This window comes from Umezawaea sp. NPDC059074 (assembly GCF_042738955.1).
Classification (GTDB): Bacteria; Actinomycetota; Actinomycetes; order Mycobacteriales; family Pseudonocardiaceae; genus Umezawaea.
The window spans coordinates 60555-72728 of record NZ_JBHYHC010000001.1; the positions used below are offsets into that span (position 1 = coordinate 60555).

13 protein-coding genes and 4 tRNA genes are annotated in these 12174 nt (G+C 71.4%); 13 read left to right on the plus strand and 4 right to left on the minus strand.

Going from position 1 to position 12174, the window contains the following annotated elements; genetic code table 11:
• The first annotated feature begins 67 nt into the window (after positions 1 to 67).
• From ACFWW9_RS00250 to ACFWW9_RS00300, 11 genes are all read left to right on the plus strand, one after another.
• Positions 68 to 1501, plus strand: coding sequence for a PucR family transcriptional regulator ligand-binding domain-containing protein (locus ACFWW9_RS00250; RefSeq protein WP_390370183.1), 1434 nt, complete (start codon positions 68 to 70; stop codon positions 1499 to 1501).
• Positions 1502 to 1727: 226 nt separating this feature from the next.
• Positions 1728 to 1801, plus strand: a tRNA-Arg gene (locus tag ACFWW9_RS00255).
• 67 nt (positions 1802 to 1868) lie between these two features.
• Positions 1869 to 1940 (plus strand) — tRNA-Glu (locus ACFWW9_RS00260).
• Positions 1941 to 2062: 122 nt separating this feature from the next.
• Positions 2063 to 2135: transfer RNA gene (locus ACFWW9_RS00265), tRNA-Leu, on the plus strand.
• A 2-nt stretch (positions 2136 to 2137) separates the two neighbouring features.
• Positions 2138 to 2214: transfer RNA gene (locus ACFWW9_RS00270), tRNA-His, on the plus strand.
• A 65-nt stretch (positions 2215 to 2279) separates the two neighbouring features.
• Positions 2280 to 2969 carry a DUF4383 domain-containing protein gene (locus ACFWW9_RS00275; RefSeq protein WP_390370184.1) on the plus strand — a complete coding sequence of 230 codons (690 nt, stop codon included), beginning with the start codon at positions 2280 to 2282 and terminating at the stop codon, positions 2967 to 2969.
• A complete protein-coding gene (locus ACFWW9_RS00280) occupies positions 2966 to 3883 on the plus strand; it encodes a hypothetical protein (RefSeq protein WP_390370185.1) in 918 nt (305 codons plus the stop codon). Before ACFWW9_RS00275 ends, ACFWW9_RS00280 begins: the two co-directional genes overlap by 4 nt.
• A 51-nt stretch (positions 3884 to 3934) precedes the next feature.
• The gene (locus ACFWW9_RS00285; RefSeq protein WP_390370186.1) at positions 3935 to 4744 is read left to right on the plus strand and encodes an AraC family ligand binding domain-containing protein; all 810 of its coding nucleotides are present in this window, start codon (positions 3935 to 3937) and stop codon (positions 4742 to 4744) included.
• Positions 4745 to 4766: 22 nt separating this feature from the next.
• Positions 4767 to 6137 (plus strand): pyridoxal phosphate-dependent decarboxylase family protein, encoded by a 1371-nt coding sequence (locus tag ACFWW9_RS00290; RefSeq protein WP_390370187.1) that lies wholly within the window; start codon positions 4767 to 4769, stop codon positions 6135 to 6137.
• Between the two features lie 17 nt (positions 6138 to 6154).
• Positions 6155 to 6841, plus strand: coding sequence for a M50 family metallopeptidase (locus tag ACFWW9_RS00295; RefSeq protein ID WP_390370188.1), 687 nt, complete (start codon positions 6155 to 6157; stop codon positions 6839 to 6841).
• A 261-nt stretch (positions 6842 to 7102) separates the two neighbouring features.
• Entirely contained in the window at positions 7103 to 7861 is a 759-nt protein-coding gene (locus tag ACFWW9_RS00300) for a helix-turn-helix domain-containing protein (RefSeq protein ID WP_390370189.1), read from the plus strand.
• A 200-nt stretch (positions 7862 to 8061) separates the two neighbouring features.
• On the opposite strand, the gene ACFWW9_RS00305 is transcribed toward ACFWW9_RS00300, so the two are convergent.
• Entirely contained in the window at positions 8062 to 8946 is an 885-nt protein-coding gene (locus tag ACFWW9_RS00305) for a DUF4231 domain-containing protein (RefSeq protein WP_390370190.1), read from the minus strand.
• 318 nt (positions 8947 to 9264) lie between these two features.
• Between ACFWW9_RS00305 and ACFWW9_RS00310 the strand changes: the two genes are divergently transcribed.
• On the plus strand, positions 9265 to 9561 hold the full coding sequence (locus ACFWW9_RS00310; protein ID WP_390370191.1) for a WhiB family transcriptional regulator: 297 nt from the start codon (positions 9265 to 9267) through the stop codon (positions 9559 to 9561).
• 1 nt (position 9562) lies between these two features.
• Here the strand turns inward: ACFWW9_RS00310 and ACFWW9_RS00315 are convergent, their stop codons facing one another.
• Both ACFWW9_RS00315 and ACFWW9_RS00320 read right to left on the minus strand, forming a co-directional pair.
• A complete protein-coding gene (locus ACFWW9_RS00315) occupies positions 9563 to 10372 on the minus strand; it encodes a SigB/SigF/SigG family RNA polymerase sigma factor (RefSeq protein WP_390370192.1) in 810 nt (269 codons plus the stop codon).
• Positions 10369 to 10800, minus strand: a complete 432-nt coding sequence (locus tag ACFWW9_RS00320; protein WP_390370193.1) for an ATP-binding protein — start codon at positions 10798 to 10800, stop codon at positions 10369 to 10371. Before ACFWW9_RS00320 ends, ACFWW9_RS00315 begins: the two co-directional genes overlap by 4 nt.
• A 105-nt stretch (positions 10801 to 10905) precedes the next feature.
• Here ACFWW9_RS00320 and ACFWW9_RS00325 point away from each other — a divergent pair, with 105 nt between their 5' ends.
• Positions 10906 to 11700 carry an ATP-binding protein gene (locus tag ACFWW9_RS00325; RefSeq protein ID WP_390370194.1) on the plus strand — a complete coding sequence of 265 codons (795 nt, stop codon included), beginning with the start codon at positions 10906 to 10908 and terminating at the stop codon, positions 11698 to 11700.
• 7 nt (positions 11701 to 11707) lie between these two features.
• Here ACFWW9_RS00325 and ACFWW9_RS00330 read toward each other — a convergent pair whose 3' ends face one another.
• Positions 11708 to 12085, minus strand: a complete 378-nt coding sequence (locus ACFWW9_RS00330) for an anti-sigma factor antagonist (protein ID WP_390370195.1) — start codon at positions 12083 to 12085, stop codon at positions 11708 to 11710.
• Positions 12086 to 12174: the final 89 nt, after the last annotated feature.

Sequence of the window (12174 nt, forward strand, 5' to 3'; positions counted from 1 at the left end):
GCTTACTCGGTAAGTGGGCTATTCGTACAACACCGAGCCGGTCGTTGTGCACACTTCGGGGGCATTCATGGTTCTGCGGACCGTTCCGCTGGCCGCGCTGCTGGCCCGCGAGGACCTCGGCCTGTCCGTCCTCGTCGGCGCGGACGACCTGGACCGCCCCGTGTGCTGGGCGCACGTGAGCGAGCTGGTCGACCCCGTTCCCTACCTGCTCGGCCAGGAACTCCTGCTCACGGCGGGGGTGACTCTCCCGGACGACCTGGACGCCTACGTCGCCGGGCTGGTCGGGCGCGGCGTCTCCGCGCTCGGCTTCGGGGTCACGCCGGTGCACAACGCCGTGCCCGCCGACCTGGTCGACGCCTGCCGCGCGCACGGCCTCCCGCTCGTCGCCGTGCCGCCGGGGACGCCGTTCCTCGCCGTCAGCCAGGCCGTGGGGGCCGCGCTCGCCGAGGCGCAGAACGCCGAACTGCGGCTGCTGGCCGACAGCCAGCGCGCCATGACCAGGGCGGCGGTCCGGCCGGGCGCGGTCGACGGCACGCTGGCCGCGCTCGCGGACGCCCTGGGCTGCTGGGCCCTGCTGCTCGACGCCGACGGTGGCGTGCCCGCCCGCACCGAGGGCGCTCCCGAGCCCACCGCCGACCTGCTGGGGCTGGCCGAGCGGGTCGGCGCGGGGCGTGGACCGCGCAGCGCGAGCACCGAGATCGGCGCGGACCACGTCGTGCTCACGCCGGTCGAACGGGTGGGGACCCGGCCGTTGGTGCTGGTCGCGGGCAGGGTCAGGGCGTTCTCCGTCGCGGACCGGGCGGTCGCCGCCGTGGCGCTGGCGCTGCTCGCGCTGCTGCGCGAGGACCCGGACCCCACGGCCCGGTTGGCGGCGCGGCTGGCGTTCGGCGGCGATCCCGCGGCCCTGCTGGAGGAACTGCTGGGCGGCACGGAGTTCCAGGTCGTCGCGGGCGCGGGCGGCGAGGGGCACGAGCGGTTGGCCGAAGCCCTGGGCACGCCGCTGGTGGACGTGCTGGACGACGGGTTCCGCGCGGTCGTGGCCGCGGGCGGCGCGCTCGACCCGGACCTCGTGGTCGGCGTGAGCGCGCCCGTGGCCGCGGCCGACCTCCCCGACGCGGCACGGGAGGCCGCCGACCTGCTGCGCCGGGCCCGCGCCACCGGCCGCGCGGTGCGGGCGGGGGAGGAGACCGGCCTCACCGCGCTCGTCGACCCGGCGCGCGCGGCGCGGTTCGCCACCCGGCTGCTGGCCCCGCTGGCGGGCCACCGCTCGCCGTCCGCCGCGGAACTCGTCGACACCGCCCGCGCGTGGCTCGCCCACCACGGCAACTGGGACCGCAGCGCCGCCGCGCTCGGCGTCCACCGCAACAGCGTCCGGCACCGCATGGGGCACGTCGAACGCGCGCTCGGACTGGACCTCACGTCGGCGCAGGACCGCGCCGAGTTGTGGTGTGCGATCACCTGGCTGCCCCCCGATTGGCCTAGGGGAAAAAGGGGCGGATAAATGCTTTGCCGATAGCCGCGGATTCGGCCATAGTTGTGCCATCACGACGAACGAGAGGGGAGGGATCATGAACCAGCGCGAAGACGAGTGGACCGGCGCGGCGACGCGATTCCGGCATCTCGGGCTCGGGCGGCGCTCCTGGTTGTGACCTGCGGTTGGGTCGCGACGGGGAGCCGTCGACCGGGTGACCGGTCGGCGGTTCTTTTTGTTTCGCGGTGAATTCGATATCCCAATAGCTCAGGTGGACGGAGCGCGGCGCTACGAACGCCGAGGTCCCCGGTTCGAGTCCGGGTTGGGATGCTGCCGGCGGTTCGGGGAACGGGTGTGAGCGCTATCGGCCGCCCATTCTTCGCGAGTTCGGCGACCAGGCGTGTTCGTCCAGTGGTCAGGACGTCGGATCCTCATTCCGGAGACACGGGTTCGACTCCCGTACGCGCTGCTGCCCGGCCTTCATGGGGTGGGTCGGGAACACCTCGGCACGGCGAGGTCCGCTGGTTGGAATTCCTGTCCGGTACCGGCGGGGAGCGGGTCCGTGGTCACCCGCTCCCCGTCCGGGACCGAGCCTTCGCAGCCCAACGGGAGAGGCACCGGGTTCAGAACCCGGCCAGTGCGCGTTCGAGTCGCGCCGGAGGTACTGAGATCGATCCCGAAGTGGACGAGGGACCGGGTTGTGAGCCCGGTGCAAGTGGGTTCGAGTCCCACCGATCTCCCCAAACGCCCCCACGCGGATTTCACACGATGGGGTTTGCGCTGTGTGTGATCCGGGTAACCGCACGTCATGAGGAACTCGACTGCTGGGCGTGTCAAGGTCAGGGTCGCCGGGCTGCAACCGGCGCAGGTGCTGGTGGCGTTGATGTCGGTGCTGTTCATCGTCGCGGGTGTGGTGGGCTTCCTGCGCACGGGCTTCGGCGACTTCGCCGGGGAGCAGCACGCGATGGTGCTCGGGTTCGCCGTGAACCCGCTGCACAACGTCATCCACCTGGCGTTCGGTGTGCTCGGCCTGCTGCTGGCGGGTAGTTCGGCGTTGGCGCGGACCTTCGGGTGGGTCCTGTTCCTCGCCTACGGCGCCGCGTTCGTGTGGGGCCTGATGCTCGCGGGCATCATCTCCAGCAACCCCATCTCCGGGATGGGCAACCCGTTGGCGCTCAACGCCAACGACAACTGGCTGCACCTCGGTTTCGCGGCCGTCGGCCTGCTGATCGCCGTGCTGCCCGCCCGTCGCAAGATCATCGTCGACGAGCCCGAGTTCGTCGAGCAGCCCGTCGTCGAGCCCGCTCACGAGACGCACGACCGGATCGTGCCGGAGCAGACCCGCGACCACGACGGCGTGACGACCCGTCGCCGGGACGCCGTGGTCGACGACCACGACGGCGTGGAGCGCGACACGCGTGAGGTCGAGCCCCGCATGGACCCGGTGCCCGTGCAGAACACGCCCACGGACACCAAGCCCCACCGGGTGGGTCATTGACCCGCCTCGGGGCGGAGGACGTGGCCAGGATCGACGCCGCGACCCGAGCCCTCAGGGCCTTGGACTACGAGCACGGCGGAGGCGCTTGCGCGTCCGCCGTGCTCGCCCAGTTGGCCACCGGCCGCCGACTGCTGGAGGACACCGCCTCGGACGGCGTCACCGCCGACCTCCGGGGCGCGCTCGCCGACCTGCACAACCTCGCGGGCTGGATCGCGTTCGACCTCGGTCACGCCGACGCCGCCCACGCCTACTTCCGCGCCGCGCTGGAGCTCGCCGAGAGCGCGGGCAACCGGTCGCTGGTCGCGAACGTGCACTACCGGCTCGGCCGCGTGCACCTGCACCACGACGAGCTGGCCGACGCGCTGCGCGAGTTCGACGCGTCCGGCCACGAGGCCGACGGGTCCGCGCTGGAACTGGCCATCGTGGACGCCAACCGCGCCTGGGTGCACGCCAAGCGCGGCTCGGCCGCCGACGCCGAACGGCTGCTCGCCAGCGCGCACGACCACTTCGCCGCGGGCGACGCCGACCGCGCCCCGGACTGGGCCCGGTTCTTCACCCCCGCCGACCTGGCGGGCATCACCGGCACCGTGCACGCGCACCTCGCCGACGCGGGCGTCGTCGGGCACGTCGAGCACGCCGTCCCCGCCCTGCACGAGGCCGTCAGCGGCTACGGCGAGGACATGGCGCGCAGCCGGGCGTTCAGCCTGATCGAGCTGGCCGTCTGCACCCTGCTCGCGGGCGACCTCGACGCCGGGGTCGAGGCTGGCGACCTGGCCGTCCGCTGCGCGACCCCGATCCGCTCCGCCCGCACGGTCGACCGGATGCGCCCGCTGCACCGCGCCGCCCAAGCGCGCGCCGAGCACTCCGGGGCCGCCGACCTCGCCCGCGGCATCGAGCTGTTCAGCGCCGCCTGACCCCGAACCGGCGTGGTTCAGCACCCTGAACCGCCGGCTACTGTGGACGGGGTGACCGCTGTCGACGACGTCCACTACTGGCGGCACCCCGCCGTGCCCGGTGTCGACCTGATCCGCGCCCACTTCCGGCGGCACGAGTTCGGCAGGCACAGCCACGACACGTTCGCGATCGGCGTGGCCGACGTCGGCGTCGAGGAGCTGTGGCTCGACGGGTCCGTGCACCGGGTCCTGCCCGGCGGCGTCGTGATGATCAACCCCGGTGTCGTGCACACCGGGCGCCCCGCGGGTGAGGACGGCTGGGCCTACCGGGCGTTCTACCCGGACGTGGCGGTGCTGGCCGAGGTCGCCGGGACCGCGAGCCCGTGGTTCGCCGAGAGCATCGTCTACGACCCCGTCGCGGCCGCCGTGGTCGTCGCCGCGCACCGGGCCGCCGAGACCGCGGACCGGTTGGCCGCGAGCTCCCTGCTGGGCCAGGCGCTGGCCGTGCTGCTGCGCGACTACGGCGGCCCGCACGTCCCGGCCGCGCCCGGCGGGAGCCGGGACGTCGAGGCGGCGCGCGAGATCCTGCACCAGCGGATGGCCGACCCGCCCAGCCTCACCGAACTGGCGGCCGAGGTCGGCACGGGCCAGTTCGCGCTGCTGCGGGCGTTCCGGACCAGCCACGGCCTGCCGCCGCACGCCTACCTCAACCAGCTCCGGGTCCGCCGCGCCTGCGCGCTGCTCGACGTGGGCACACCCGTCGCCCGCGCGGCCGTCGAGGTCGGCTTCACCGACCAGTCGCACCTGGCCCGGCACTTCCGCCGGATCGTCGGCGTCGCGCCCGGCCACTACCGGCGCAAGAACGTACAAGATCGGCGCTGACGGCCCGACCTAGCCTTCCGCCATGCTGGAACCGGACCGGGAAACCCGGAGCGCGTGGACCGACGCCGTGGGCGCGTTCGTGGAGAACTTCGTGGCGGGGCTGGAGAAGGCGCCCGCCAGCGACACCGAACCGGTCGACCTGGCCGAGTTCCTGGTGGAGCCGCCGGAGCGGCCCGGAGCGTTCGACGAGCTGCTGGCGACGTTCACCCGCGCGGCGGGCCACGCCGTGGAGACCAACGGTCCCGGCTACCTCGGCTACTTCCCGTCGGGCGGCCTGCTCAGCTCGGTGCTCGCGGAAACCCTGGCGCAGACGGTGAACCGCTTCACCGGCGTCGCCGACACCGCGCCCGCGCTGGTGGCCATGGAGCACGCGGTCCTCCGCTGGTTCTGCCGCGCCTTCGACCTGCCCGACACCGCCGGCGGCGTCGTCACGTCCGGCGCGTCGATCGCCACGCTGGCCGCGTTGACCGCCGCCCGCGAGGACCGGCTCGGCGGGCCGGACCCGCTCGGCACGATCTACGTCACCGAGCACACCCACTACTGCGTGGCGAAGGCCGCCCGGATCGCCGGGTTCACCTCCGCGCAGGTGCGGGTGGTGCCGGTCGACGAGGACCTGCGGATGGACCTGCACGCCGCGGAGGCGCTGATCGCCGACGACCGGGCGCGCGGGCTGAGGCCGTTCCTGCTCGTCGGCACGGCCGGGTCCACCAGCACCGGCACGGTCGACCCCCTGGACGCGCTGGGGGCGCTCGCGGGGCGCGAGGGCCTGTGGTTCCACGTCGACGGCGCCTACGGCGGCTCGTTCCAGCTCACCGAGCGCGGCCAGGCTGTCCTGCACGGCGTGCACCGGGCCGACTCGATCACGCTCGACCCGCACAAGAGCCTGTTCCTGCCCTACGGCACCGGGCTGCTGCTGGTCCGCGACGAGGCCAGGCTGCGGGCCGCGCACGCCGACGACGGCCACTACCTCCAGGACATCGACCGCGAGCACGACCTGCCCGACTACGCCGACCTCGGGCCCGAGCTGACGCGGGAGTACCGCGGGCTGCGGCTGTGGCTGCCGCTGCACCTGCACGGCGTGGCCGCGTTCCGCGCCGAGCTGGACGAGAAGCTCGACCTGGCCGCGCTGGTGCACCGCGAGCTGTCGGCGGACCGGAACCTGGAGGTGCCGCTGGAGCCGGACCTGACCGTGGTGGTGTTCCGCTCGCCGTTCGGCGACGCCACCACCGAGCGGCTGCTCCAGCGCATCAACGGCACCCGCCGGATCTTCCTGTCCAGCACCCGGCTCGACGGGAAGCACACGCTGCGGCTGTGCGTCCTGAGCCACCGCACGCACCGCGCGCACGTCGAGGAGGCCATCGCGATCGTGCGCGGGGCGGCCCGCGAATCCTGACTGGCAGTATTGGTGCGGTGTCGACGATCACGGAGTTGTGGGACAGGCCGGACGCCGCCGTAGTCCTGGGATCGGCGCTGGTGGCGCTCGTCCTCGTGCTCAGCCGGGGGATCTGGCGGGTGAGCCGCAACGTCGTGACCATCGCCCACGAGGGTGGCCACGCCCTGTTCGCGCTGCTCAGCGGCCGCCGCCTGTCCGGGATCACGCTGCACTCGGACACCTCGGGCGTGACCGTGTCGCGGGGCAAGCCGACCGGGTTCGGCATGGTCCTGACCGGGTTCGCGGGCTACGTCGCGGCCTCGCTGCTCGGCCTCGGCGGGGCGGCGCTGGTGGCGGCCGACCAGATCCGCCCGATGCTGTGGGGCAGCACCGCGCTGCTGATCGCGATGCTGGTGATGATCCGCAACGTCTTCGGCGTCATCTCGGTGGTCGTCACGGGCGGCATCGTGTTCGCCGTGTCCTGGTTCGCCACCGTGGACGTCCAGAACGCCTTCGGCTACCTGTTCTGCTGGTTCCTGCTGTTCGGCGGCGTCCGCCCGGTGTGGGAGCTCCAGCGCAAGCGCGTGCGCGGCCGCGCCCCCAGCTCCGACGCCGACCAGCTGGCCCGCCTGACCGGCGTCCCCGGCACCCTGTGGGTGCTCGTGTTCGGCGCGGTCGCCCTCGCGTGCCTCTACTTCGGCGGGATGCTCCTGCTCGCCCTGTGACTAGTGCGCCGCGCCGGAGCGACGCTCACTTGATCAGGGGGATTCCAAGGAAGAGCAAACCTGCCACCAAGACGGTCACCGCAGCCGCGACGCCGAGTGGTTGGATCCACTCTTCGCGCCTGCGGGTAACCCAGGCAACCGCTGCAAAGACACCCACGAGTGCGATCAAACGCCAGTCGACCACTACGCCTCCTCATTCGAGAACGTTCGAGAACGTTCGAGAACGATGCTACGTTAAGGTCTGGGAGGCGGGCAACGGGGATGGAACAGATGAAAGATTTGAGCGACAGCGACGAACCGACGTTCGGTGAGTCACGTCTGGTGTCTGAACTGCGCGAGCTTCGACTGAGCCGAAGTGAACCGTCATATCGCCTGCTGGCCGACCGCACTGGCCGCAGCCCGTCGACGATCAACGATGTCCTGACAGGCAAGCGAGTCCCAGGTTGGCCAGTCGTTCGCGACTTGGTCTCAGCACTTGATGGAGATCTGGATCACTTCCAGAAGCTCTATGAACTCGGGCGCAGCGAGCGTCTTAACCTCGCAGGTCGTGCTGATGAGCTGAAGTCGGAGTTGAGGTTGCCGGTGTCCACCACGACCACGGATTCCTCTACACAGGTGGTGTCCCACGGGGGATCGGTCATCATCCAGTCAGGTGCACCCGCCTCGTTCAACCCGCTTGTCATGTTTGCTCCAGCCGACCTGGTGACGACTTACGAGGCGGCCTGCCTCGCTTATGCGTCGGGTGCCTACTTGGCGGTGCTAACCATGGTCAGGTCGATCGTCGAGGCAGTTTGTGTACGAACAGATGTTGGCCCTGATTCAATGCGTGGCTTGGCGTTGCTTGCGAAGCGAGAGGTCCTACCGCAGGCGGTAGCCGTGCGAGGGATGTCAATCGTCCGTCGCGCTTCGGCGGCGATCCACGGCTCTGAGGTCGCGTCTCCAGTTGATGCCGCCGCTGCGCTCGCATATGTCTTGACGTTGCTGTCTCTCGTCTACTTCATCAACGAGTCCGGTTCCTAGACCCTGCTTGACCTGCAGTGGTGCCTGGCCACGTCTGGTTTGGCGGGATCCCTTCGCTCAACAGTCTGTCTGACGCCAAGCTCAACCACGGTCCCGTGATCGTGATAGTCGCCGGACGGTGCTGGCGCAGTGTCTCGGTTTGTGCTGTGCGGCAACCCACTCGTGTCGACTGTCGGGTTGGAGAGTGTGGGGACCTGTGACTAGTGCGCCGCGCCGGAGCGGGAGGCGAGCCACAGGGTGTGCTCGCGGCTGATGGCCCCCTCGACGTCGGCGACGGCCGCGGCCCACTCGGCCTCGTCGGTGTCGACGATCCTGCTGCGGGTGAGGCTCAGCTCGGCGGCCGTCACGGAGTAGGCCGACGCCAGCGCCGTGTGCTGCTTGAGGCCGAACCACGCCGCCGAGCCCGCCACAGCGGCCGCGAGGACGCCGGAGACGTCGAGGTCCCACACGCCGAACGCGCGGCCGCTCGCGAGCGCCACCGCCAGCACCTCGCCGACGATCAGCAGCACCCGCCAGCCCAACGCCCGTCGCTTGTTCTTCTCGGCGTTGCGGACGTACCAGTCCTTCTGGTCCTGGACGCGCCCGCGCAGATAAGCGGCCTTGCGCTCGGCGAACGGCGATTCCCGCAGTTCCGCCATCCGCGGCGTGATCACGGCCTCGTCGCTGCTCAGCGTGACGCGGTCCTTTCCCTTCTCCGCGATCTCGACGAGCCGTTCGCGCAGGATCCGCCGCGCCTCCTTCGCGGGCACGTCCTCGGCGAACGGCTCGGCCGCGACCGCGTACCGCCACCCGAGCGTCTTGGCCGACTCGGCCAGCGCCCGGCCGGAGTACCAGTCGCGCTCCGGCTGGTGGATGACCAGCATGACCTCGGCGGCGAGCGCGGCGGCGAAGCCGACCAGCGCCACACCGCCCCAGACGTCGAAGAACCCGAGCTTCCACGAGAGCGCCCCGCCGAGGGCCGCGGCCCCCGCGCCGTAGAGCCGGACGGCGTTGAGCAGGACCGTCAACCGCTGGCCCCGGACGGACGCCCGGTCGGCGTCGCGGAACAAACCGGGTAAGTCGCCGTCGGTCAGTTCGGCGGTCATCGGCACGTCCTGTCGGTGCGGCGCGCGGACTCGGAGAACCCGGAGCGGAAACCGCGGTCCGGAGTTGTTCGAAGTATATCGATCGGGACCACGGTCCGAGCTTTCGAATCATGGCCAGAAAGAGGTCAGCGCACCGAATTCCGGACCCTGTCGAATACCGCCGGGGAGCGCGACCGACCGGTCGGAACGGGAGGAACCGGACGGCCGTCCGTCGCCCGATCGGTGATCATCGCGACAAAGCGGTATGGGAGAGGTTTGCGCCCGGCGGGAGTGCGGGTAGTTCAGGGTCGCCGAACAGTTACCGCTGAGGAGACCGTGATGACCTGCACCACTCGCCTGCCCAAGCCGGTCGCCGACGTCTGGGACTGGCAGATGGAAGGACACTGCCGCGGCGCCAACAGCGCCATCTTCTTCCACCCGGACAACGAGCGCGGCTCGGCCCGCTCGCTGCGGGAGGACCAGGCCAAGCGCATCTGCGCCGCGTGCCCCGTGCTGGAGCAGTGCCGCCAGCACGCGCTCCAGGCGCAGGAGCCCTACGGCGTGTGGGGCGGCATGGGCGAAGACGAGCGACGCAAGATCATCGCGTCGGCCCGTCGTCGCCTCAAGGTCGCCTGAGCTACTCCTGCAACCCGTCGCGCAGCTGGCGAAGCGTCTTCGCCAGCAGGCGCGACACGTGCATCTGCGAGATCCCGATCTTGTCGGCGATCTGCGTCTGCGTCATGTTGCCGAAGAAGCGCATGACCACGATCTTCCGCTCCCGGTCCGGCAGCTGCTCGAGCAGCGGGTGCAACGCCTCCCGCTGCTCGATCACCTCCATCTCGGGGTCTTCCGCGCCCAGCGTGTTGCCCAGCGAGATCGAGCTGTCGTCCGCCAGCAGCATGTCGTCCAGCGACGCGCTGTGGTAGGCGTTGCCCGCCGCCAGGCCCTCGTGGACCTCTTCCCGCGTCAACCCCAGGTGGGTCGCCAGCTCGCTCGGGGTCGGCGCCCTGCCCAACGTCTGCGACAGCCGCGACGAGCCCGCGTTGATCGCCAGGTGCAGCTCCTTGAGCCGCCTCGGCATCCGCACCGACCAGCTGGAGTCCCGGAAGTACTTCCGGACCTCGCCCATGATCGTCGGCACCGCGAACGACAGGAAGTCGCTGCCGCGCTCGGGGTCGAAGCGGTCGACCGCGTTGATCAGGCCCACCGTGGCCACCTGCACGAGGTCGTCGTGCGGTTCGCCGCGGTTGCCGAACCGGCGCGCGATGTGCTTGGCGACCGGCAGGTGCTCGGTCACCAGTTCGTCGCGCAGCCGCTCCCGGCGGGGGTCGTCGGCCGGGGTGGCCGCCAGCGTGACGAACAGCGGCGCGAGGTGGTCGTAGTCACCGCGCGTGCTGGACGAGCCGCTGGAGGCCGGTGTGGTGGTCTCCGCGCCGGTTTCGGTCACGCATCCACCAACCCGCGCTTGACCAGGTCGATGTGCACCACGTACTCGTCATCACCAGCCGACGGTGCGACCCACGTCGTCACCGAGTCCACCAGCGCGCTCAGCACGCGCCAGCCGAAGCTGTCGCGGTCCGGCGGCGACGAGCGCTTCGACGCCACGCGGGTGGCGACCTGCACGACGCCGTCGGTCACCACGAACCGGGCGCTGAGCACGGCGTCCGGGGCGGCCAGCGCGATCAGCGTGGAACACGCCTCGTCGACGGCGAGCTTGAGGTCCTCGATGGAGTCGAGGTCGAAGTCCTGGCGCATCGCGATGTCCGCCGCGACGGCGCGGACGATCGACAACTGCGTCGGGTTCGCCGCCATCCGCAGTTCGACGCCCTGCAGACCGCTCTCCGACTCACCGCGGTGCGGCTCCGTTTGCGACACGCTCACCTCGTTGTCCGTCCTGTAGTTCTGGCCATGGCCTACCTCTACCCGAATCAGTCCCGCTTCACACGTGTAGACGGGGCTGTTTGCGGGAAGTCCCGGTTGATGCGCGCGCAACCACCCAGTGAGGGCCTCGGGCACCGAGTCGACGGCGAGGACGCCGTCGACGGGTTCGCGCTCGTGTTCCGGACCCGTTCGACGCGCCTCGCGGACCTGCGGAAGGCCCTGGACGCCTGGCTGGTCGCGCTGGGGGTGGACGACGACGCCGCCTACGACCTGGTCGTGGCCGTCAACGAGGCCGTGTCCAACTCGGTCGAGCACGCCTACCCGCCCGACGTCGACGGCACCGTGCGGGTCGGCGCGGACGTCGAGCCCGACGGCACGGTCGTCGTGGTCGTCGCGGACGACGGCCGGTGGCGCGTCCCGCCGACGACGTTGTCCGACCGCGGCCGCGGTCTGCTGCTGATGCGCGAGAACGTCGACCAGGTCGTCGTGGAGCGCGCCGCGGGCGGCACGACCGTCCGCCTGTGCCGCTCGCTGCTGGCCCGCCGCCCCGAGGTCCTCCCGACCCGGCGGCACGGCCACGAGGTCCTGGTGGAGGAACGGGGTGAGCGGGTCCACGTGGCCGTGCGCGGCGACGTGCCCGCGCACACCGGCGACGCGCTGCGCCGCTCGCTGCTCACGGCCGCGCGCGGCGGCTCGGTCCCGGTCGAGGTCGACCTGTCCGACCTGGGGGCGGAGACGGACGGCGCGCTGGACGCGGTGTTCGCGGTCGCCGACGCGGCGGTCGCCGCGGGCAACCGGGTGGTGGTGCTCGCCACGCCCGGCAGCCCCGTGTGGACGGCCCTGGAGGCGTCCGGGGTGCGGCACGTGGCGGACGTCGTGTCGCCCATCGGCTGAGGAGGACTCAGCCCAACGCCGCTTCGAGCGACGGGTGGACGGCGAACACCTCGCCGAGCCCGGTGGCCACGATGGGGCGGCTCACCGCCCGGTCGGCCGCGACCACGCTGAACGCGATCGTCCTGGCTCTGCTCTGCTGGGCCGCTTCCACCAGCACGGCCAGCCCGGCCGAGCCGAGGAACGACACCCCGGTCAGGTCGAGCACGAACGTGCCGCCGTCGACCAGGTTCGCGGTGACGTACCCGCGCAGCGCGGGGGCCGACACCATGTCGATCTCGCCCGAGACCGACACGACGGTGACATCCTGCGCCGGGTGGCTCACCGCGAGGCCGATGGCCTGCTCGTTGCGGTTCGCGTCCACGACGTTCGGATCCTGGACCGTCACGTGGGATCTCCTCTTGTTGTGCCCTGTGGATGAGGTGGGGAGTCCTGGTGGGCACAGGCGGCGCGACAGCCACGAGTGTGCAGCGAAAA